The sequence below is a fragment of the Clostridium sp. AF21-20LB genome (assembly GCF_003478795.1).
GTDB classification, from domain to species: Bacteria; Bacillota; Clostridia; order Lachnospirales; family Lachnospiraceae; genus Otoolea; species Otoolea fessa.
This window is the reverse complement of sequence record NZ_QUGD01000008.1, coordinates 53,654-75,628: the sequence shown is the minus strand read 5'-3', so window position 1 is coordinate 75,628 and position 21,975 is coordinate 53,654. Positions and strand designations below refer to the sequence as shown.

The following is a 21,975-nucleotide window of genomic DNA, read 5'->3' as shown; positions in this document are numbered from 1 at the left end:
GTATATTCTGTTACGTTTCTGTTCACGGGTAGGCACTTTTGGAACCGAAAGTGCCGTAAGAAAACGTGGTGGCAGCAGGAATTTGCCGTATTTAAATGCGAAGCCACGGCAAATTCCGTTACTGGGCACGTATGCGTGAACAGTAACTATATTCTGTTACAGAACGCGTAATGGGACGTAATTTTCTATGAAACAGAAACAAAGAGCTGCCGCGCCGCATTTTTATGTCAGCCCGACAGCTCTTTTCTATTTTTGTCCTGTCCGTATTCTATTTCTCCAGCTTTCCGAACAGTCCTTTCTTCTTATGTTTCTCGCCCTCCGGTGCAATTCCGTTCATGGCATCGTCAAACTTGCGAAGCGCTTCCTTCTGTGCCTCGGTCATGCGCTCCGGAACCTGTACCACCAGCGTCACGAAATGGTCGCCGCGCACGTTGCGGTTACGCAGGGACGGAACACCTTTTCCTTTCAGGCGGACTCTCGTATCTGTCTGGGTTCCCGGTTTGACCTCATACTCTACCTCGCCGTCCACCGTCTTGATGCGGATCGGACCGCCGAGTGCTGCTTTCACGAAGGAGATCGGCACGGTTGAGTAGATCGTTGTATCCTGACGCTTGAAGATCGGGTGCTGGGATACCACTACTTCTACCAGCAGATCTCCGCGCGGACCGCCGTTGGTACCCGGTTCACCATTGCCGCGGTCACGCAGCATCTGACCGTTGTCGATACCTGCCGGGATCGTCACTTTGATCTTCTTTCTCTTCGCTACATAGCCGGTTCCGTAGCAATCCGGGCATTTATCCTTGATGATCTTTCCGGTTCCGTTGCAATCCGGACAGGTCTGTACATTCTGAATCTGACCAAAGAACGACTGCTGCGTGTACATGATCTTGCCTTTACCGTTACATTTCGGACAGGTCTGCGGCTGGGTTCCCGGTTTTGCACCCGTTCCATGGCATTTCTCACAGGTTTCCTTTAAGTTTAACTCCAGCTCTTTTTCACAGCCGAAGATCGCTTCTTCAAAAGTAATCCGCACACTGGTACGCACATCCGCGCCGCGCATCGGTCCGTTGCTTCTGCCGCCGCGGCTGCGTCCGCCGCCAAAAATATCTCCGAAGATATCTCCGAAAATGTCTCCCATATCGCCGCCGTTGAAATCAAAACCACCGAATCCGCCTGCGCCGCCTGCACCGCCGTCAAAAGCCGCATGGCCGAACTGATCATACTGACGTCTCTTCTCCGGATCACTCAGTACGCTGTACGCCTCCGATGCCTCCTTAAATTTATCGGCTGCCGCCTGATCGCCCGGATTTGCATCCGGATGATACTTTTTGGCCAGGGTTCTGTATGCTTTTTTGAGTGTCGCATCGTCCGCATCCTTCGGGACGCCTAAGACCTCATAGTAATCTCTCTTACTCTCTGCCATCTCAGCTCTTCCTTCCCAAAATCCGCCGGTACATTTGACCGCATCCGGCAGAGTTTCTATCGTATCTATTTATCTTCCCACAACGTAACTGTTCAGTACCTTCACAGTCACGCGCAAAAATCCATTAAAAATTGCCTACGGCAATGGGATTTTTGCCTGCTGGCCCATGTTTTCGTACGGTCAGCGCAGTAAATGCGCAGACCTACTGAACAGTTACCCCACAACCTACAAATGGGGGTCTGCCGCAGATTCCTGCGACAGCCCCTCACTGCGTTTTTCTATTGATACCCCGATGTCCCGGATTGCTCCGCACTGCGTGCTCCCGCAATCCTCAAAAACATTCGTAATCCGCTCATTTTTCTTTGAAAAATGGCTGCCTATTATATTATACCTCTTTAAAGTCTCCGTCAACTACATTATCGTCGTGCGGTGCACTTCCTGCATCAGCTGCACCCTGAGCTCCGCCCTGTGCTCCTGCTGCGCCAGCTGCCTGTGCCTGCTCGTAAACCTTGCTGAAGAGTGCCTGTGCGCTGTTCATCAGTTTTTCCTTGCCAGCCTTGATTTCATCAATCTGTGCATCGGTCATCTGGTCGATCGGAGCTTTGTTGATAGCTTCTTTCAGTGCATTTAAGTCAGCTTCTACGGCTGCTTTATCGTTTGCATCGATCTTATCGCCTACATCCTGCAGAGCCTTCTCGGTCTGGAATACCATGGAGTCAGCTTCATTTCTTGCATCAATGCCCTCTTTTCTCTTCTTATCCTGTGCCTCGTACTCAGCTGCCTCTTTGACTGCCTTATCGATATCGGAATCGGACATATTGGAACCAGAGGTAATCGTGATGTGCTGCTCTTTACCTGTACCAAGGTCTTTTGCAGATACATTTACGATACCGTTTGCATCAATATCGAAGGTAACCTCAATCTGCGGAACACCTCTTCTTGCCGGAAGAATGCCATCCAGACGGAAGGTTCCCAGTGTCTTGTTGTCCTTTGCGAACTGTCTCTCGCCCTGTACAACGTGGATATCAACAGCGGTCTGGTTATCAGCTGCGGTAGAGAAGATCTGGCTCTTCTTGGTCGGGATTGTGGTATTTCTCTCAATCAGTCTGGTTGCTACACCACCCATAGTCTCGATGGACAGGGACAGCGGAGTTACATCCAGAAGAAGGATATCACCGGCACCGGCATCGCCAGCCAGCTTACCACCCTGGATAGCTGCACCGATTGCTACGCACTCATCCGGGTTTAAGGATTTGCTCGGCTCTTTACCAGTCAGACGTTTTACTTCTTCCTGTGCTGCCAGCATACGTGTGGAACCACCTACCAGAAGTACTTTGCTTAACTCAGAAGCAGTGATACCAGCATCTTTCAGTGCGTTCTGTACCGGAATTGCGGTTCTCTCGATTAAGTCTCTGGTCAGCTCATCAAATTTAGCTCTGGTCAGGTTCATATCCAGATGCTTCGGTCCCTCGCTGGTTGCAGTGATGAACGGAAGGTTGATATTGGTTGTAGTTGCGGAAGAAAGCTCTTTTTTCGCTTTCTCAGCTGCTTCTTTCAGTCTCTGAAGCGCCATCTTATCAGCGGAAAGGTCTACACCCTCTGCTTTCTTGAACTCGTCGATCATCCACTGGGTAATACGGTTATCGAAATCATCGCCGCCCAGATGTGTATCGCCGTTGGTTGCCAGAACCTCGATAACGCCGTCACCGATCTCGATGATGGAAACATCGAATGTACCGCCACCTAAGTCATATACCATGATCTTCTGCTCTTTCTCATTATCAAGGCCATACGCAAGCGCTGCTGCCGTCGGCTCGTTGATAATTCTCTTTACATCCAGACCAGCGATCTTACCTGCATCCTTGGTTGCCTGACGCTGTGCGTCGTTGAAGTAAGCCGGAACAGTAATAACTGCCTCGTTTACCTTCTCGCCCAAGTAGCTCTCTGCATCTGCTTTCAGCTTCTGCAGAATCATCGCGGAAATCTCCTGCGGCGTATATTTCTTGTCATCAATGGTTACTTTGTAGTCGCTGCCCATGTGTCTCTTGATAGAAGAAATGGTCTTCTCAGCGTTGGTAACTGCCTGACGCTTTGCTGGCTCGCCGACCAGTCTCTCGCCTGTCTTTGTAAATGCCACAACGGACGGTGTGGTACGGATACCTTCTGTATTTGCGATAACAACCGGTTTACCACCTTCCATAACGGCTACACAACTGTTTGTTGTACCTAAGTCAATACCGATAATCTTGCTCATAGTTATTTCCTCCTGAAATTATCTTTTTCTGGCAGTTCTCTTTCTCCTCATGGGAGTTAAATTCTGCCGCCTGTCTGTCTATATTATATCAAATCAACCACCAGCACCGAATTCTGGGTGCCAGCTGTTTACGTGTTACCTATTTTAATTTGCCACTTTTACCATGCTGTGGCGAACCACGCTGTCGCGGTATACATAGCCTTTCTGGAACTCCTCGGCTACCACATTCTCACCCAGGTTTTCATCCTCAATATGCATCACTGCATTGTGGAAGTTCGGATCAAATGGCTGACCAACCGCTTCGATTGGCTTTACACCTGCATCGCCCAGTGTTTTTACGAGCTGCTTGTAAACCTTATCCATGCCCTCGGCGAAAGCACTTTTTTCTTCGCCCTCCGGGATGGTCGCCAGACCACGCTCGAAATTGTCCACCACCGGGAGAATCTTCTCGATGATGTCCTTTGCGCCAATCTCATACATCGCTGATTTTTCTTTCTCCGTTCGTTTCCGGAAATTGTCAAATTCAGCCATCGTGCGCTTCAGGCGATCCGTCAGCTCCTCGATCTGCTCATCTTTCTTATCCTTCTTCTTGGAGAAAAATCCTTTTTTCTCTTTTTCTCCCTCCGGCGCTTGTGCGTCTTCCGAAGAAGCTTCCTTTTCCTTCACTGCCTCAGCTTCTGCCTGGGTTTCTGTTTCTTTTACCTGCTCCTCATTTGCCGCCTCGGCTGCTTTGGAATCTATCTCTGTCTTTGCCATGTCTCTCACCTCTTTATTTTGCACATCCGTGCTACTCGGTATCTTTATGATTGAATGTCTGATCGAGCTGGCTCTTTAATGAGCGCAGGGTCGATACAACTTTGTCATAATCCATTCGTTTCGGTCCAACGATTCCTATCGTTCCCCGAAGTCCGTCCCCCAATTCATAATTGGCAGTAACGATACTGCAGTCCTTCATCGACTGCACCTGTGTCTCACTTCCGATGTAGACCTGAATCTCATTTTTCTTATCGCTGTCCGCATCGTCCTCAGTAAGAATCTCTCTCCAGAGGTCTTTCTGCTCCAGTGTCCCGATGAGCTGGCTGGCTTTCGCGCCATCGCTCAGTTCCGGATATTTGAAAATGTTCGTCGTACCTTCGGTGTAAATCTGTAAATCTTCCTCGCCGGAACGAATCGCCTCGGCCACCTCGCTTAGTACCACATCCACGATGTGGCTGCGCTCGCCTGCCTGCCCTTTCATCCGGGTAATGACATCCAGATTAATCTGCTCCATCGTCAATCCGTTGAGACCGCTATTTAAAAGAATATTCAGATTCAGGATGTCCTCATCGGTCAGTTCCGCATCAAGTGTCACAATCGAGTTCTTGATAATGTTGCCTTCTAAAACAGTGACAATCAGGAGTTTCCCGGCTTCCACTCTGGAAAGCTGTATAAACTTGATCTTCGTCTGGTGATACTGCGGTCCGCTGATCAGCGTCGCATAATTCGTATTGCTCGCCAAAAGCTTTGCCATCTGCTTTAACAGAAGCTCCACCCGATCCACTCTCTGGATGACCATATCACGCACCTGCGTGACCTCCGTCTCTTTCTCATGAATCAACTGATCCACATAGAAACGATATCCTTTATCTGAAGGAATCCGGCCTGCCGATGTGTGCGGCTGAATGATATATCCCAGTTCTTCCAGATCCGACATCTCATTTCGAATCGTCGCCGAACTGAGTTTCAAATCGGAATACTTGGAGATCGTTCTGGAACCAACCGGCTCTCCGGTCTCCAGATAGTTCTGGATAATCGCTTTCAAAATCTTTTCTTTTCTCTCATCCAGTTCCATCCAATCTCTCCTTCCGTGCATCCGCTTCCGCCGGTCTCTTAAACCCGCTCTGGAAGTTTTCTGTTAGCACTCAATCTATCAGAGTGCTAATATCTACAGTTCATACTATATTACTTACGCAAGTATTTGTCAATGATTTTTTTCGGTTTTTAAAAAAAATTTTTTCTTCTTTTTTCGAATAAAATTTTCCATTCTGCATACCCTGTTTTTAGGCACGCTGATTTTCACACTTTCTATAGGTAGAAACTCCCTTACCCGCTTTCCTGTTTGCGTTCGAACAAGTTTTCGACTTGTCGAACCTCCGACCGCTCCCAGAGCCCTATTTCCGGCTCTCCGGCTTGACATTTAACATTTTTGTAATATAATAGTAATAAATTATAACATTTGTAAACGCATTGCAATATTTGTGAGATACACAATCGTTGCGGTGAGACAAATGAATCTAAATTGAAATGAGAGGTTTTTATTTGATGAATATGATGAACACCATGCGGCGCGGACTTGCCACAACGGCAATGAGCCTGGTCTGTCTCATGGCAGGCACCATGAATACACTGGCAGCCACAGATGCCGGAACCGAGCTTGTCTCCCAAATAGATGCGGCAGCCGGTGAAGAAACAAACGGCACTTCCACCGAAGCAGCCCAGACACCATCTGGTCCGGCTTCCGATCCGGAGCTGATTAGAAAGCAGACAAACGCTGCTGCGGAAGAAGCGGCTGACACGAACGCTTCCGAGGCAGAAGTCGCTGCATTTTCAAATGAGTCTGCACAGGTGGAGGCAGAGAACGCTGACGAAGCTGCAATGACTGAAAATACTGACACAAATGCTGCTGCCGAGGCACAGGAAGCAGAGGCACCTGCTGAAATCTACGCCGGACGTTTTACGACAACTGCTTACTGCAGCTGCCGCAGATGCTGCCGTGGTGGAAAGAACCGCACTAAATCCGGAACCATTCCGCAGGCAGGACATACTATTTCCGCCGACTTGCGCGTATTCCCGCTCGGAACTAAACTCCGCATCAACGGCGTTGTCTATACCGTCGAAGACAGCGGCAGCGGCATCCGCGGAAACAAACTGGACATCTTCTTCAATTCCCACAGTCAGGCACTGCAGTATGGAAAGAGAAGCGCCGATGTCTATATTGTCCGATAATTACATTGATTTTAAGCAAAAAAGGGTCTTGCAGGTAGAAAATTCTTCACCTGCAAGCCCCTTTTTATAATCCTTATTTTCCTTAATCCGTCAGCGCCTTATGATATTTCGTTTTCCGGTAAATTTTCCAAATAATGATACCCGGAATGCTTACGGTACATACGACGGTACTCACGCCTCCGATCACTCCATATATTCCAAATAAGATGGCTGCGATGATGTTCATACTTAATTCCTCCTGACTCATTCATTTTTCAATGCAAGCTCACTATGCTTTGTTCCCCATTTTATTCTTTTTATCCAAAATGAAAAGAGTTTCGGCGCATCCTTAGCAGGACTTTAATCATCCTTTCGCTTTCTTACGTTATTCATAATAATTTCGAAATATAAGTTAAAGGCGTGAAAATATTGATTTTAAAGGGTTTTTTCAATTTTTTAAAACTTTTTCAATTTTTTTCAAAAAAACGCTTGCATTTTTTTTGAAGGCGTGATAGTATATAGGAGTCGCTGATGAGCACCGCTTCAAAAGCGAGAAAATCATATCGAGGCGTGGCTCAGTTTGGTAGAGCGCTGCGTTCGGGACGCAGAGGTCGCGTGTTCGAATCACGTCGCCTCGATTGAATAAAATTAAATATGGCCTGTTGGTCAAGCGGTCAAGACGACGCCCTCTCACGGCGTAAACCCGGGTTCGATTCCCGGACAGGTCACTGGAAAGAGATTCGAGATTCGAGTCTCTTTTTTATTTTCTTCATTCTTGACCTTTCACCAAATCATGTAAACTATAACTGAATTTTGCCGATGCTCTGCATTCCAGATCGGCAAAATACGCTTTTCTACAGTATCGAACAGGATTTTCAGTCCAAAAAATTCCTGCCTGCAAATAGTAACTCTCCTTTTTTCTTCTTCATATACTGCAATATAGCCAATATGAAAAGAGGTATCTTTTTATGGAAACATACAACTACGATGCAGCAGCAGTGCCTGAGGGGGATGCTGACACGACTCCGGCGGCGGCACCGGAGACGGATGCGGCAGCAGCTGGAACCAGTGATACGGCACAGTCTGGATTTAGTTCTCAGCCTCCTGTTATCTTAACATATCCGGACAGCTCATCCAATGATCTTCAGGTATCTCCGGGCTTCGGACCATACGGGGATGTGATGCCCAGCCTGCCGTCCAATAATCATGGCAGCCCGAACACCGGTGGCTGCATAAACTGCGGCGGTTCCAACTGGAAGCCATCTCCAAATGGCGCGCTCTGGACCTGGGGCATTCTCTCGCCGTTCTTTTCCACCTCGTCGGAGATCGCGCACCTGCGTTTCTACAATGCCGCCTCCATCCGCGAACCGATCGATATCTACCTGAACGGACGTCTGGTCGTATCTGATCTGGATTACATGAATTATACGCGCTACATGCACATCATCCCCGGCATCTACCAGCTGACCGTCTACCGCCGGACCAATCCGGGCTTCGCCATCGTCAATACGAATATCCGGCTTCGCAGCGGTTACAGCTACACGCTGGCGGTTCTGGGTACTTTTAATGATTTTTCGGTGCAGATGCTCAACGCCTGATCGCTTTTATTTGAGAAAACCTTCTTCACGCGAGTGCACATCCCGCGGAGCGTTTTTTTCATAGGACGTAATTTCCTATGAAAAAGAGACCGCCACGTTCACGCGTGCGGTCTCTCTTCCGTGTCCTCTGCAATTATAAATTTATGATGAGAATATAACTGTCCGAATCTTAAACAGCCATCTATTTTTCCGGCTCATCTGCCCGGTTTGCTTTCTCGATCTTTGCCAGATGCGCGGCTGCAAATTCTTTGATTGCCTCAAAACTCTGCGGGCTGATCACATGTTCAATGCGGCAGGCATCTTCCACTGCCACCTCTCTTGGCACATCCAACGCTACCAAAAGCTTTGTCAGTAATGTATGACGCTCATAAATCATCTCCGCGATCTTCCGTCCCGACGGCTCCAGAGTGATATATCCCTCATGATCCATCGAAATATAACCGTTTTCACGAAGATTCTTCATCGCAACGCTGACGCTTGGTTTTGAATACCCCAGCTCATTGACTACATCGATCGAACGGATCATCGGCTTGCGATAGCTTAACATAAGAATCGTTTCCAGATAATCCTCTGCTGACTGCTGTATTTTCAAAGTGATTCCCTCCAAACTTCTAACACATAACCGGCCTGGCTTCGTGCCTTCCCGTCTCCCGCAGAATAGTCTTCCCAAACTGCCGACCAGTTACCATAATACTATATACTAGAATACCATATTTGGAAGAATATTTCAAACCATATCGAAATCAATCTATCGTTTCCAGAAACCGACGGAGTTACTGTTCACGCATACGTGCCCAGTAACGGAATTTGCCGTGGCTTCGCATTTAAATACGTCAGCAAGCTGCACAGTGTTCCTGCAAAATTTCTTCCAACGCGGTTTTGCTGCTGGTGTGGCAGCGGACAACTTCTGTCCGGCTTCCCTTTGCACCATCAACCGCCGTCCGAATCATTTTATGGGAAACGGTGCTTGTAAAAAGTACAAGCAGATCCGGCGCTCCGATCTGTTTGCCGAAATCCGCCGTCATCTGTGTAAATACCTTTGCCTTACAGTTAAATGATTTGCAGATTTTCACGTACTGGCTGACCATGCGGTCATGACCACCTACAATTACAACACTCATATCTTATCCTCCGAAAGTTAGCTCTGTCTAACTGCTGATGAAGTTAGTATACACTAACTTGTCTTGTTTGTCCAGAGGAAAATTGAAATTCATAGAAAATTCATAGAAATAAACGTACCGTGCAAGACTATTTTTCACCAACCAACCTTATCTCACACGGTACGCATTTTCCCATTATCCATTTTTATCCAATACTAATTTTTATCGTATTTTACGCTTTTAACACCTCCTCTGTTACTCCCGTTTTTCCTATTCCAGCTTTATACACCTCCAATCCTGATATCGCTATATCAAACATCCAATCCGTTTCGCACAGAAATCCCATTTTCTGATACACATCCCAACGGCTCATCGACGCATGTTCTTCTAATTGATAGTTTCTTCCCAGCTGCCGGTATGCATGAAGCCCCAGTCTATGATATGGCAGAAATTCCAATTCCTGACAATTTTTAAGTTCCTGACATAACTGCGCCGTTTTCCGAATATTTTCCACATCATCATTGACTCCTTCTACCAGCGGCACACGGACATGAATCGAATGCGGCGCGCAGATCGCATCGGCTTTGCGGATATTTTCCAGAATACAGGCATTATCCTGCCCCGTCCATTTTTTATGCTTTTCCGGATCCATCGTTTTCACATCCACATAAAACATCTGCAGATGCGGCACGATCCGTTTCACATTTTCAAACGAAGTAAACATATCTAACTCTGCCGCCGCATTGATGCAGGCGTCATCACAGGCCTCCAGCAGTGCTTCCGCAAAATCCGTCTGACAGAACAGATCACCTCCTGAAAGTGTCACTCCACCACCAGAATAGAAGAAAAACATCTCATCCTTCTGGATCTCGCGCATTACTTCTTTTACGGTCATCTCCTTGCCATAGATCTGCTGTGCCCGGTAATTGCAGGCATCCACACACTGAAAGCACTGTTTACAGCGGCTGTGATCCCTCACGATCTCTCCCGTTTTTTCGCTCCGGCGAAGTGCCTGTTCCGGACAGACCTGGATGCAGGCACCGCATCCGGTGCAGCGCTCTTTCATATAGTAGACTTCCCGCTGCCCCGACTGCGACTCCGGTGTCGAACACCAGGCACAGCGCAGGGGACAGCCCTTAAAAAATACAACCGTCCGCATCCCCTTCCCATCGGAGAGGGATAACCGCTCAATCCGAAGAATATTTGCTTTTAATTCCATACGCTGTTCCTCCTGTCAAGTACACCTTGCCTGCTGCCCGCCACCGCGCATGATGCACATCCCCGGTAGCTGATTTGCCGCATTTTTTATAAAACACGGCAGATTTCACTCTTTTTCCTAGCAGATATTGGAATGTGAAGTTCTGGAAATGATATCGTCCTGTACTTCTTTTCCAAGCTCTGTAAAATATGCTGTATAACCAGCTACACGTACCAGCAGTCCGTTGTAATCCTCCGGATGCTTCTGTGCTTCTTTTAAGGTCTCCGTATCGATGACATTGAACTGTGTGTGGAATACGCCCAGGGAGCAGAGACTCCGCAGGTAGTTCATCAGTTCTTTTGTCGAGTTCGGGCTGTCGCGGAATACCGTATCCATCTTTACGTTCAGCAGGGTTCCCTGATTGAAACGGCCATGCGGAATGTGGGAAATGGATTTCAATACAGCGCCCATGCCCTCGGTATCGGTTCCCTGGTTCGGAGATACGCCGTCTGCTAACGGTTTCCAAGCCAGACGTCCGGACGGAAGTGCACCGACCTCCAGACCAAACGGAGTATTTCCAGATACCGGAAGAATGCCTGGCGTCATCTTGCCGAATTTGCTGTGGAACGACTCGATATAGTCCGCGATAAAACAGAACATATCACCGGTCAGCTCGTTTACTTCGTCGTCATCATTGCCGTACTTCGGAGCTTCATCACACATCTTCTTGACATCCTCATAACCCACAAAGTTTGCATCCAGTGCATCCAGAAGACGCTGCATCGTTACTTTTTTCTCATCAAATACAAGTTTCTTTACTGCAATCAGGCTGTTGATCAGGTCTGCTACGCCGATCGCATCAATACCATTTCCAAGGTTATATTTCGCACCGCCCCATGCGTAATCTTTCGCATTCTCTACGCACTCATAGAAGGAAAGGGAAAGTGCCGGAACGACCCTCTGGAAGCCAATGTCATCGCATACATGGCTGGAAGCCACGGTTCCGCGAAGTTCATAGCGGATCTGCTCTTTGACTGCCTCTTCAAACTCTTCGTAGGTGTTAAAGGCAGTCGGATCGCCGGTCGCCTCAGATGCCTGAATGCCATATTTACGGCTCTTACCGTTTAACAGGGCAAATTCAACCGCAGAACCTAAGTTGAAGTCTGCATATGCGGTGTAGCATCTCTGTTTTCCTTCCAGGTTCGTCTCTACACAGCCGCATGGATTCCAGTTATATGCTTCTTTTAACGGGATTCCCTTGTTCAGGAGCATCTCGATACCAACTTCATCGTTGTGGAATGCCGGGAAACCGGTTCCAAGCTTGATAACCTCTGCAATCTTCTTTAAGAAGCTGCTCGGATTCTTCGCCATATTGTAGCGGACAGACAGGGACGGCTGATATAACTGTACTTCTGCGGTTGCCTGCAAAATCAGGTACGACACGTCATTGACTGCGTCCATGCCGCGCTCATCCACACCGCCGCAGCATACGTTCTGGAACATTGGGTAACCGGCGGAAAACTGTGCGGTTACCTGATCCTGGAACAGGCACTGCTCAGAGAATTTAACCCATAAGCAGTCCAAAAGTTCCTGCGCCTCTTCCTCTGTCAAACGGCCAGCCTCGATATCTGCCTTATAAAATGGGTAAAGATACTGATCCATACGTCCCGGGTTGTAGCTTGCTGCATTCTGCTCCATGAAAATACAGGTCTGGTAAATATACATCGACTGAATCGCCTCGCGGAAGGTACGCGCCGGTTTTTCCGGAACCTGATCGCAGGTCTCTGCAATCTGTAACAGTTCTTTTCTGCGCTTCTCATCCGGCTCTGCCTCTGCCAGCTTTCTCGCCTCTGCCGCATAGCGGTGTCCCAATGCGGAGATACCGTCAGCTGCCAGCTCCATCGCTTTCAGGTATTCAATCTTCTCATAGTCACCCGGACGGGTAATATCAAGTGTATCAAGCACTTTATGGATATGCGCCTTGATTCCCTCCATGCCTTCTTTAATGACTCTGGAATAACCCGCAGTCGTCTCGCCCCAGCCACGAACCGATTTACGGTTGATGTAAAGAGCACCGCAGTCACGTAAGGTTGCCGCAAAATCTGGGCATTGTACCAGCCACTGCTCATACGTGGAACGTCCCTTCCAGTACGGGCGGATGATCTCCTCAAATGCCTTCCGATCCTCTGGGCGCAGATAGAATGGGTCATATGGACGGGTACTGATGGTATCCAGCTCCTCATCCAGAACCGACCAGCAGGTATCGACACTTAAAATACCGCCGCGCTGCTTGCTTCCGGCATTGCCGACAATCAGCTCATCCCCCCAGATTTTTACAGTTTTCTCCAGGCACTGTTTCTTAAATGCATATGCTTTCCGGATGCACAGCGGCTGCCCCTCTGATTCCTGGAAGCCCTTTGTCAGGATAATTGCATTTTCCAGATCCATCTCTGGCTTGGTCTTTAATACTCTCTGTTTTAATCGGTCAATCCGATCCATGTATGGTTTTCTTTCGATTGCTGCCATCTGATTTCCTCCTATTTTTTTCTCACATTCCCATTCTGTGGGATTTATTTTTTTAGTACCTGCTATAAATCTCTTTTCGTTTAAAAGTATAGCAATTCTTATGTGGAAATGGTACAATATCAATAACTAAAAATACCAAAATCTTAACATATTGAATTTTTATAGAAAGAAGGGATCCTTTGAAATCTACTTCCCAGTTACAGGAAATCAACCACTATCAAGATCAAGATTTTCCGGTCAATGTCTACTATTCTGATATTCATTCCATGCAGCCGCCGGGACGCTGGCTGCGCGACTTCCACTGGCATGATGAGCTGCAGTTTACCCTCGTACTAAGCGGAACATTGACAATGCAGGTAGATAATCTTTCTCTGCCCGGACAGGCTGGAGATCTGATTTTCGTCAACACCTCCCTGATTCATGCCGTCACACAGATGTCGGAAGACGGCTCCTATGCGAGCCTCAATTTTCCTTACCGCCTTCTTGCCTTTTTTCCTGGAAGCCGCATGGATCAGACTACGTCCTGCCCTATACCGCCGGTGGGAAATTCTCCGCTTTCTCTATTCACCCGGAATCCGAATGGCAAAAAGAGTTGATCGGACTGCACAAAAAAATAACCGATTTATTTCTTTCCAATCAGGTTAAAGGCAAGGAATATTCTATCTGCATTAAGATTGCCTCGATGTGGAATCTGCTGATTTCCAATTTTCACAGCAGTGGGAATTCTACCTCTATTAACCTCCTGCGCCAGCAGCGCCTGCAATCCATTCTCCTGTTCATCTATGCACATTACGCAGATGATTTACAGCTCTCAGACCTGGCTGCATCAGCCAATATCAGCGTCGGAGAATGCTGCCGGATTTTTCAAAATATTCTTCACACAACTCCCTATGGATATTTAACTAATTACCGCATCCAGACCAGTGTTTCCCTCCTTCACCGCGATCTGCCCATCTCACAGATTGCCGGACTGGTCGGATACAACCAGGTCAGCAATTACATCGCCACATTCAAACGGATCATTGGCTGCACACCGGCACAGTACCGGAAACAGCACTTATCAAAACCAGATATCCCAAGCAGTTAATGGGAAACCGGTCGGCTTCTCTTCATCAGGGAAACCGACCGGCTGTTAAGGTGGTATAAAAATATAAAGGGGGGCTTTTTCAGGATGATGCAACGATTATTTTAATTTTCCAATTTCATCAAATCGTTTATAAGCATCGACAACCGCATTGATCACGCTGCTGCGGAACCCACGGTCTTCCAGTGTCTTCACACCGATCATCGCCGGACCAGCCGGAGAACACACATCATCTTTTAAATTCTCAAGATGCTTTTCGCTCTGTAAAAACAGCTGCACGGTTCCAAGGATTCCTTCCAGTGCATATCTTCTCGCCTGATAACGTAAAAGACCATTGTAAACGCCGCCGTCTGCCAGAGAATTAGCAAACATTGCGATAAACGCCGGGGATGTAGATGTTAATACTGTGCCTGCCACAAACTGGGAGGCCGGAAGGCTGTCAAATCCACCGGCTTCACGTAGAATATACCGGAATTCGTCCTCCTGTTCCTTCGTGTAGCTGTCGCCCTGTTCGATCAGGATAAAACCTTTTCCAATCAAGCAGGCTGTATTCGGGAGAATACGGATAACCGGAACATTCTTTCCTTCTAACTCTAATTCTTTCATATAGGTTGAAACCTCAACACCCGCTACAATCGAAACGATAATTTTTTCCTGCCCTTCTTCTGCACATGCCGCAAAGACCGGTTTCACCTCTTCCAGAACACTCTTTAAAAACTGCGGTTTTACACAGAACACAACATAATGAGCTGCCTTGATCGCTTCTCCATTGGTCTCAACAAAGTTGCATCCCAGCTCGTCCGCTAATTTCTGTCCTTTTTCTGTAACCACATCTGTAATCACAACTTCCGATGGATCAATTCCCTTGCAGGCTGCCGTTGCAAGAGCTGTACCCATAGTTCCACTTCCAATAAAAGCAATTTTTTTCATAGCTGGTCTCCTTTCAACTTAAAGTCCGAGTTAGTAATATACTTCAAATATATCTTATGTGGCTTATATTTCCCTTCGCCTTTCAGCGAAGGGAAGTTCCCGCTCTCAGCGGATAAATTTTTCTTTAAATGCCTGAACATGCGCTTTCTGAACCGATATCAATTTATCTACATCTCTCTCCTGAAGACAACGATAAATTTCCTCATGATGTCCAATATCCATATCATCAATCGAAGATAAATTAATCCGGTTTAAAAACAGAAGACGAATACTCAAATCCTGATAATTATTCATCTCCCGCTCAAGAAACGGATTCCTAGTCATAGAAGAAATAATTCTATGAAATGCTCGATCCAAAAGAACTCTTTCTTCCGCATCTGTCTCCTCTCTCAGGACTTCCAGGCTGTCTTTCAGCCGCTTTAAATCTTCTTCCGTCCGATTCATAGCAGCAAGCTCTGATTCAAGTGGAGACAGAGCAAATCTCATCTGATAAATCGATTCCACTTCATATAAGGAAATCTCATTTACCATAATACATTGTCTCGGGACAATTTTCACAAAGTTTTCCCATGCCAGTCGATTCAGTGCCTCACGGATGGGAGTTCGTCCCATCCCCAGCTCTTCCATCAATTCAGCCTCTACTAATGTCTGTCCGGGGCGAAGTCTGGCTGTAATAATCATCATCTTAATCTTCTCGTATGCCACATCACTAACTCGCATTGTTTCCCCCATCTTTCTTGTAGAACAAATCTGCGATTTGCATCCAACTTCTTTTAGTCTACAGGAACGCTTATTTTTATAATAGCGCAAATAAGGATCAAATTCAATTAGACTTTTGTATATACCCCGTTTCTGATATAGTTACTGTTCACACATACATGCCCAGTAACCTGATATACCCTATTTTTTCTTATAATTTTTCGACGCATCGCTTGTAATTTTCTTCCGCGTTGCCGCCCTTATGCCAGATATCCGCGATCGCTTCCGCGATTGGAAGCGGATCCGATTCATTGTACATAACATTTCGTCCCAGCAAGATTCCGCGGATATTGCTGCTGATTCCGATCTCTTTCGTGTACTCTTCTACAACCTCAATCGGCTCACTCTTTACCTCGTCTGGAACTACCAGCACCGGACAGGTGGTCGCCGCCGTCGGAACTGCATATTCATGATTCAGCGGAACTTCAATCCATTTGCCGGATGCACGGCAGCCAAGAGCGCCTACCACGCCGACTACCTTACACAGACTCTCTGAATCCGTCTTCATCGTAAACCCCGTTTCCGTCGTTTCTACATACAGCGCCTCGATAAAAATTGGAAGACCAGCTGACTCTGCTGCATTGACAGCTTCTGCACAGTACCGAACCGTATATTTGCTTCGCTCATCCATCGGATTCAGACGGATCATAAACTTTACACCGTCCATCCGAAGTTTCACTAGGCGATCGACTGTATAACAGGACGGCATATCGTCCATCTCCCATACTGTATTTTTCAGACCGCCCCGGTTCACAGTGCCAACCAGCATCTTCCCATCCAGAAACGCCTTTTCTCCACGTTCCCGCTGCAATTTATTGAGGATAAATAAATCTTCAATAATATCCGGTGTCGCCTCGATTCCATCAATCTGGTCACTCTGCAGCATCCGCACCAGGCGGGATAAATACTCCCGCCTATTACTTAAACCAATCGGATTTCCTTTGTACTCATTGATCATTCTGGCATTGTGATCCGCTGCCGCAAATACCAGCTTATCATGCGGAAATCCCGGTTTTTTTCGCGCCGCCGCTTCCTGCTCAACAACCTCCGGAGAAAAGGCTTTTATCTTGTTTAATTCTTCAAAAATCTTGTCATTCAAAAAACTTTGATAATCAAATCCCATATACACCTTTGCCTTTCTCTGTCACTGAACACATTTTATTTTCCATAATTAACGATTGCGTCAATTTTATCTCTTCCGCCTACTTTATCGCCCCACTGATCATATACGCTCTGTGCTGCTTCGATAAATGGTTCGCGATCCGGCTCTGTGATTTCGATGCCCTCTCCCTTTAACAGTTCCAAACACTCATCCTCAGATGCTGTATAAAGTTCTCTCTCTTTATCGATCATTTCTTTGGTGCACTCATCGATAATCTGTTTGTGCTCGTCCGAAAGAGAATCATAGAAATTCTTAGCAACTACGCAGATACCTAAGTCGTTGGTCCATCCAACCATTGCCCAGTGCGGCGCTGCCTCATAAAACTTCTTGGAATAATAGTTTGTATTGGCCGCTTCTGCACCGTCAATGATGTTCTGCTGCAGCGCTGTGTATAATTCGCCGTATGCCATCGGCAGCGGGCTTGCGCCGAATGCGGTAAAGGAATCCAGCTGTACCTGATTTTCCATGGTACGGATCTTGAGGTTCTTTAAATCTTCGATGCTGTTGATCGTCTTCTGCGTTGTCATGATATGTCTGGTTCCCAAATCCAGGAAGCCCATCAGATGGAAGCCTTTCTCCTCACAGTCACCGCTATAGGACATTCCAATCTCGTCAGAGTCCAGAACGGAATACATATGTTCCTTATCTCTCCAGAGGAACGGAAGGCAGAATATATTAACAGATGGAACAAAGCTGGAGAACGGCGCTACCGACGTCATCGCCATCTCTACAGTGCCAAGCTGCATACCCTCAATGACATCTCGCTCGTTGCCAAGCTGGTTATCCGGATATACTTCTACTTTAATTTCGCCATTGGAGCGCTCTTCCACAATCTCTTTAAAATACTCCGCTGCTTTTACCGGAGGTTCGGTTGCTGCCTGTGATAAGGAAACCTTTACGGTCACCGCACCACTGGATGAACCGCCTGTATTAGCCGCTGCCTTTGCGGACTCTCCTGTGGAAGCGCTGCCGCCTCCTCCACATCCTGCCAGAGAACCAGCTGCCACCAGCATCGCCATCGTCATGCTTACAAACCGTTTCACATTTTTCTTCATAACAATAAATCCTCCTTTCATTTCATCTTTTTATCCCATTAACTGCGGCAGCCATAAATAGGTCTGCGGGAGATATGTAACAATAATCAGTACAACTAACATTGCAAGAATCGTAGGAATTACAAACGGGAATACCTCTCTTACACTCTTGCCGGTCAATCCACAGGCAACGAATAAAGTTGCTCCATAAGGCGGTGTTACGTATCCAATCGCCAGGTTGATGCAGACAATAACACCAAAGTGAATCGGGTCGATTCCATAAGCGGTTGCTACCGGGAATAAGATCGGCATTAAAACGATAATTGCAGAGAAACTTTCCATAAACATTCCAACTAAGAACAGCGCAATATTTAAGAAAATAAGGAATGCAGTCTTACTTGTGATGAATGTATTCATAACCTGGATTAAGAGCTGCGGCAGCTGTTTTGCTGTGATAAACCATGCAAAGATATAAGCGCAGCCTGTGATAATCATGATGCCAGCCGCTGTCTGCGCGGACTTAACAAAAATACCAGGTAAATCTTTCAATGTAATTTCTTTGTAAATAAACATACCTACCAGGAAGCCATAGACAACCGCCACAGCCGCTGCTTCAGTTGCAGAAAAGATACCGCTGATGATACCACCGATAATGATAATCGGAAGTCCTAAACCAGGAAGTGCAGAAAACATCGTTCTCCGTACTTCTTTCGGATCAAACTTGGTTGTCTGGATATATGCATCTCCGCCCCTGGAAGCGTGAATATAGGAGTAGACCATCAGTGCCACACCAATCATAACTCCAGGAATAGCGCCTCCGAGGAATAACTGACCAACAGATGCACCTGTGGAATATCCAATCAGAACCATTAAGATACTTGGCGGAATAATCGGTCCGATACTTCCTGCTGCTGAGAGCAGAACCGTTACGAAACTCATGTTATAGCCTTTTTCTTTAAATGCAGGCGTCATGATCGAACCGATTGCTGCTGTTCCAGCCGTTGCTGAACCGGAAATTGCCGCGAAAATCATGGATGCCAGTACGGCTACCATCGCCAGACTTCCTTTTACAAAGCCGATCGACGCACTTGCAAAATCTACAATCCGTTTGGACATACCGCCCTGATCCATCAGATTTCCTGCCAGCATGAACATCGGAATCGCCATGATCGGCCAGCTGTCAAGACCCGCAAACATTCTCTGCGGTACCAGAACCAATGGGAAATTTCCCTCAAGCATAATCGAAAGTGTCGTTCCCATTCCGAGTGCAACAAAAATAGGGGCTCCGATTAGAAACAGACACAAAATACAGATAAATAAAAATCCTAACATATCGCAGCCTCCTTTACTAATCTATAAATTCTCTCGGTTCTTCCGGTGCATTCTTGTTTTTTAAGCGTTCGATAAAGGTAAGGAGCTGTTCCATAATCATCAAAGCTCCACCGGTTGGGAATGCCGCGTAAATCAAAGCCATCGGAATCTGCATCGCCGGAGACGTCTGAGCCGTCGTAGACTGTACTACTTTGAACCCGAAATATGTCATAATACATAAGAAAACAATCGTTAAAAGATCTACAATCGCGGTCAAAATGCGTTTCGGCTTTTGCGGAAGTGCAGATGTCAGAACATCTACCTGAAGGTGAGAACGATTTCTCATCGCAATCGCCGATGCCATCAATACCAGCCATATCATCAGATATCTCGCTAATTCTTCGGTCCATCTAAGAGGACTCTGTATTACAAAACGGAAAAAAACCTGAATAATAACCGTAATTGTCATCGCAAGAAAAAGAACAACTACTACCGCATCATTTACATTTCGAATTATCTGGAGAAGTGGGTTCCCCTTTTCTTTCATAACGTATCCCCCTTTCCTGGATAGTTTTTACAAAGGCGGCAGCCTGTGAAACTGCCGCCGGTTTTTCATTAGATCTTTCTCTCCAAGCCGCGTTTCTCATAGTAAGAATCCGGGATATCTTTCGGATCTTTGTACATAACCATCACGCACTTACCGTCACTGCCGATAGTCGGCACATCCATAATGAATAATGGCCATCCAAACCATTTGTACCAACCAAACTCCCACATGGTTGTACAGTTCAGGCAGTAGCACTGGAATCCTTCCTTATTATAAGCTCTTGGATCCGGTTTATCTAAAGTCTGTACCTTGTCTTGACATTCGGTTACCAGCCAGCCGCCGCTGTTACAACGCGGAAGTGTAAAGGTAATCTTCTCCTCATCCTCTTCCCAAATCTGATCGCCGTTATCATGAAGAGCAGACCATAATACTGCACGGTTCTCCAGGAAATCTTCCATTGGGAAATCTTTATATGTAGCCTGACCCGCTTTATATTTCTCCATCCAGTCCTGCAGACATGGCGGATAGCACCATAATGCATAGTCTTCCATACATTCAAAGATCGCCTCATCCGGTGCCCATTTCTTGAAATTGCGTAATGTCTGATTTACCCAGCGAACTGCGAAATGGTGAAATCCTGTCTTTTTCTCTACATTTAATTTGTGCAGCTCCAACGCTTTTTCCATATCACCGGCTTTGATCGCTGCCTCTAATTTATCAATATTGCGAACCGCATAATCATTGCGAACCTTTTCCAACGTCTCTGTATACATCTTCTTTTCCATAATCTATACCTCCTTATTACCAAGCTGTCTTCTTTCCGTATTTTTCATCTTCCTGGATCGGGAAATGCACTTCTTTACCAAGGTCGCTCGACTGATAAATCGCACGGATAAATTCAAGTGTTCTTCTTCCCTCTACGCCGTCTACCATCGGTTCACGATCTTCTTTGATCGCATGGATGAAATCAGTAAGCTGTCTTCTGTGATTTTCGGTTGCCACATAGCCAGCACCCGTTGCTGTATCACCAGAGTCAACTTTTACCTTGGTCAGGTAATCATCCTCGTTCATGCCTTCTACTTTCCATTCTACGATCTCTTCTTCCACAATCTTGATCGTACCTTTTTCACCATGGATTTCGATGTGACGCGGATAACCAGGACGGACTGCACTACTACTTACCAGGCTTCCCAACGCCCCATTCTTAAATTTGAATATTGCGTTGGCTACGTCATCTACTTCAATATCCGGATGCAGGGTTGTCATATAATTACCAGTCAGTCTCTCTACATCGCCGACTAAATAAAGCATTAAGTCAATAAAATGAACGGTCTGGCTAATCAGGGAACCGCCGCCCTCACCTTTCCATGTACCTCTCCATGCACCGGAAGCATAGTATTCATCGCTTCGGAAGCATTTTCCAGAACAATCAACCGAAAGAAGTTTACCAAGCTTGCCTTCATCCAGCGCTTTCTTGATCAGCTGAGCCTGATCCATGAAACGGTACATAAAGATAACACCAAATTTAACGCCCGCTTCTTTACATGCTGCAATCATCCTGTCAGCTGCATTACAATCGACAGAAATTGGTTTCTCACACATTACGTGTTTGCCAGCCTTCGCGCAGTCCACAACCATCTGCTCATGCAGGAATGGAGGTGTTACTACACAGACAGCATCGATATCATCTCGTTTCAGCATCTCTTTATAATCCGTGTAATAAGACGGAATATTGTACTCTTTGCTGAATTCCTTTGCCACATCCTCTTTCACGTCACAGAATGCAACAACCTCTGCTTCCGGGATATCCCGAAGTGCTCCTGCATTTAACGGACCTGCCATACCGCCGCCGATAATACCAAATCTGATTTTGTCGCCCATACTCTTTTTTCCTTCCTTTCTTTTTTAATCTTTTATTAGTACATGCACTTTGTTATTTCTTTAATATATCTCAGATATCTTACTGATATATTAGCACTTTATTTTTTTATTTTCAAGTCGTTTTCTGATTTTATTTGACGAACTTTAAATCGTATTGATCTTTTATCATGTTTTATTTCATTGTATTGTACATTTCCATTCCAT

Annotated in this window: 21 protein-coding genes and 2 tRNA genes; 6 read left to right on the top strand and 17 right to left on the bottom strand. The window is 46.4% G+C overall.

All coding sequences use genetic code 11. The annotated features are described in order from the left end of the window. Positions 1-268: 268 nt before the first annotated feature. From dnaJ to hrcA, 4 genes are all read right to left on the bottom strand, one after another. Entirely contained in the window at positions 269-1,423 is a 1,155-nt protein-coding gene (dnaJ, locus tag DWX76_RS06350; protein ID WP_107001096.1) for a molecular chaperone DnaJ, read from the bottom strand. Positions 1,424-1,808: 385 nt separating this feature from the next. Next, a complete protein-coding gene (gene dnaK / locus DWX76_RS06345) occupies positions 1,809-3,677 on the bottom strand; it encodes a molecular chaperone DnaK (RefSeq protein ID WP_022359496.1) in 1,869 nt (622 codons plus the stop codon). A gap of 144 nt (positions 3,678-3,821) precedes the next feature. Beyond that, the gene (grpE, locus tag DWX76_RS06340; protein ID WP_118471934.1) at positions 3,822-4,433 is read right to left on the bottom strand and encodes a nucleotide exchange factor GrpE; all 612 of its coding nucleotides are present in this window, start codon (positions 4,431-4,433) and stop codon (positions 3,822-3,824) included. 31 nt (positions 4,434-4,464) lie between these two features. Beyond that, positions 4,465-5,508 (bottom strand): heat-inducible transcriptional repressor HrcA, encoded by a 1,044-nt coding sequence (hrcA, locus tag DWX76_RS06335; RefSeq protein ID WP_022359494.1) that lies wholly within the window; start codon positions 5,506-5,508, stop codon positions 4,465-4,467. A gap of 470 nt (positions 5,509-5,978) precedes the next feature. Here hrcA and DWX76_RS06330 point away from each other — a divergent pair, with 470 nt between their 5' ends. Continuing rightward, positions 5,979-6,662, top strand: a complete 684-nt coding sequence (locus tag DWX76_RS06330; protein ID WP_182426607.1) for a 3D domain-containing protein — start codon at positions 5,979-5,981, stop codon at positions 6,660-6,662. Between the two features lie 82 nt (positions 6,663-6,744). On the opposite strand, the gene DWX76_RS13925 is transcribed toward DWX76_RS06330, so the two are convergent. Then, on the bottom strand, positions 6,745-6,888 hold the full coding sequence (locus DWX76_RS13925) for a hypothetical protein (protein WP_022358601.1): 144 nt from the start codon (positions 6,886-6,888) through the stop codon (positions 6,745-6,747). A gap of 317 nt (positions 6,889-7,205) precedes the next feature. On the opposite strand from DWX76_RS13925, the gene DWX76_RS06325 reads away from it, so the two are divergent. The 3 genes from DWX76_RS06325 to DWX76_RS06315 all read left to right on the top strand — a co-directional run bounded on the left by DWX76_RS06325 (position 7,206) and on the right by DWX76_RS06315 (position 8,239). Further along, positions 7,206-7,279, top strand: a tRNA-Pro gene (locus tag DWX76_RS06325). 18 nt (positions 7,280-7,297) lie between these two features. Continuing rightward, a tRNA-Glu gene (locus tag DWX76_RS06320) sits at positions 7,298-7,369 on the top strand. Positions 7,370-7,609: 240 nt separating this feature from the next. Continuing rightward, the gene (locus tag DWX76_RS06315) at positions 7,610-8,239 is read left to right on the top strand and encodes a DUF4397 domain-containing protein (RefSeq protein ID WP_022358492.1); all 630 of its coding nucleotides are present in this window, start codon (positions 7,610-7,612) and stop codon (positions 8,237-8,239) included. 181 nt (positions 8,240-8,420) lie between these two features. On the opposite strand, the gene DWX76_RS06310 is transcribed toward DWX76_RS06315, so the two are convergent. The 4 genes from DWX76_RS06310 to DWX76_RS06295 form a co-directional block, all read right to left on the bottom strand. Then, positions 8,421-8,831, bottom strand: a complete 411-nt coding sequence (locus DWX76_RS06310) for a metal-dependent transcriptional regulator (RefSeq protein WP_118471928.1) — start codon at positions 8,829-8,831, stop codon at positions 8,421-8,423. Positions 8,832-9,072: 241 nt separating this feature from the next. Further along, positions 9,073-9,360: a DUF2325 domain-containing protein gene (locus DWX76_RS06305; RefSeq protein ID WP_022358490.1), complete on the bottom strand. Its 288-nt coding sequence runs from the start codon at positions 9,358-9,360 to the stop codon at positions 9,073-9,075. Between the two features lie 211 nt (positions 9,361-9,571). Next, positions 9,572-10,558: a glycyl-radical enzyme activating protein gene (locus tag DWX76_RS06300; protein ID WP_118570324.1), complete on the bottom strand. Its 987-nt coding sequence runs from the start codon at positions 10,556-10,558 to the stop codon at positions 9,572-9,574. A 117-nt stretch (positions 10,559-10,675) separates the two neighbouring features. Then, the gene (locus DWX76_RS06295; RefSeq protein WP_118522755.1) at positions 10,676-13,063 is read right to left on the bottom strand and encodes a glycyl radical protein; all 2,388 of its coding nucleotides are present in this window, start codon (positions 13,061-13,063) and stop codon (positions 10,676-10,678) included. Positions 13,064-13,242: 179 nt separating this feature from the next. Between DWX76_RS06295 and DWX76_RS06290 the strand changes: the two genes are divergently transcribed. Both DWX76_RS06290 and DWX76_RS06285 read left to right on the top strand, forming a co-directional pair. After that, positions 13,243-13,659: a cupin domain-containing protein gene (locus DWX76_RS06290; protein WP_118570323.1), complete on the top strand. Its 417-nt coding sequence runs from the start codon at positions 13,243-13,245 to the stop codon at positions 13,657-13,659. Beyond that, on the top strand, positions 13,656-14,150 hold the full coding sequence (locus DWX76_RS06285) for a helix-turn-helix domain-containing protein (RefSeq protein WP_118570322.1): 495 nt from the start codon (positions 13,656-13,658) through the stop codon (positions 14,148-14,150). Before DWX76_RS06290 ends, DWX76_RS06285 begins: the two co-directional genes overlap by 4 nt. A 96-nt stretch (positions 14,151-14,246) precedes the next feature. On the opposite strand, the gene proC is transcribed toward DWX76_RS06285, so the two are convergent. The 8 genes from proC to DWX76_RS06245 form a co-directional block, all read right to left on the bottom strand. Then, the gene (gene proC, locus DWX76_RS06280; protein ID WP_107001105.1) at positions 14,247-15,077 is read right to left on the bottom strand and encodes a pyrroline-5-carboxylate reductase; all 831 of its coding nucleotides are present in this window, start codon (positions 15,075-15,077) and stop codon (positions 14,247-14,249) included. 105 nt (positions 15,078-15,182) lie between these two features. Beyond that, positions 15,183-15,797, bottom strand: coding sequence for a GntR family transcriptional regulator (locus tag DWX76_RS06275; RefSeq protein ID WP_181357223.1), 615 nt, complete (start codon positions 15,795-15,797; stop codon positions 15,183-15,185). 190 nt (positions 15,798-15,987) lie between these two features. After that, on the bottom strand, positions 15,988-16,959 hold the full coding sequence (locus DWX76_RS06270) for a hypothetical protein (RefSeq protein WP_118522759.1): 972 nt from the start codon (positions 16,957-16,959) through the stop codon (positions 15,988-15,990). Between the two features lie 35 nt (positions 16,960-16,994). Then, positions 16,995-18,053 (bottom strand): TRAP transporter substrate-binding protein, encoded by a 1,059-nt coding sequence (locus DWX76_RS06265; protein WP_182429743.1) that lies wholly within the window; start codon positions 18,051-18,053, stop codon positions 16,995-16,997. Positions 18,054-18,083: 30 nt separating this feature from the next. Continuing rightward, entirely contained in the window at positions 18,084-19,364 is a 1,281-nt protein-coding gene (locus DWX76_RS06260) for a TRAP transporter large permease (protein ID WP_107001109.1), read from the bottom strand. 16 nt (positions 19,365-19,380) lie between these two features. After that, on the bottom strand, positions 19,381-19,890 hold the full coding sequence (locus DWX76_RS06255) for a TRAP transporter small permease (RefSeq protein WP_118467181.1): 510 nt from the start codon (positions 19,888-19,890) through the stop codon (positions 19,381-19,383). A 68-nt stretch (positions 19,891-19,958) separates the two neighbouring features. Beyond that, a complete protein-coding gene (locus DWX76_RS06250) occupies positions 19,959-20,675 on the bottom strand; it encodes a hypothetical protein (RefSeq protein WP_107001111.1) in 717 nt (238 codons plus the stop codon). A gap of 16 nt (positions 20,676-20,691) precedes the next feature. Beyond that, on the bottom strand, positions 20,692-21,771 hold the full coding sequence (locus DWX76_RS06245) for a Gfo/Idh/MocA family protein (RefSeq protein WP_107001112.1): 1,080 nt from the start codon (positions 21,769-21,771) through the stop codon (positions 20,692-20,694). Between the last annotated feature and the right edge of the window lie 204 nt (positions 21,772-21,975).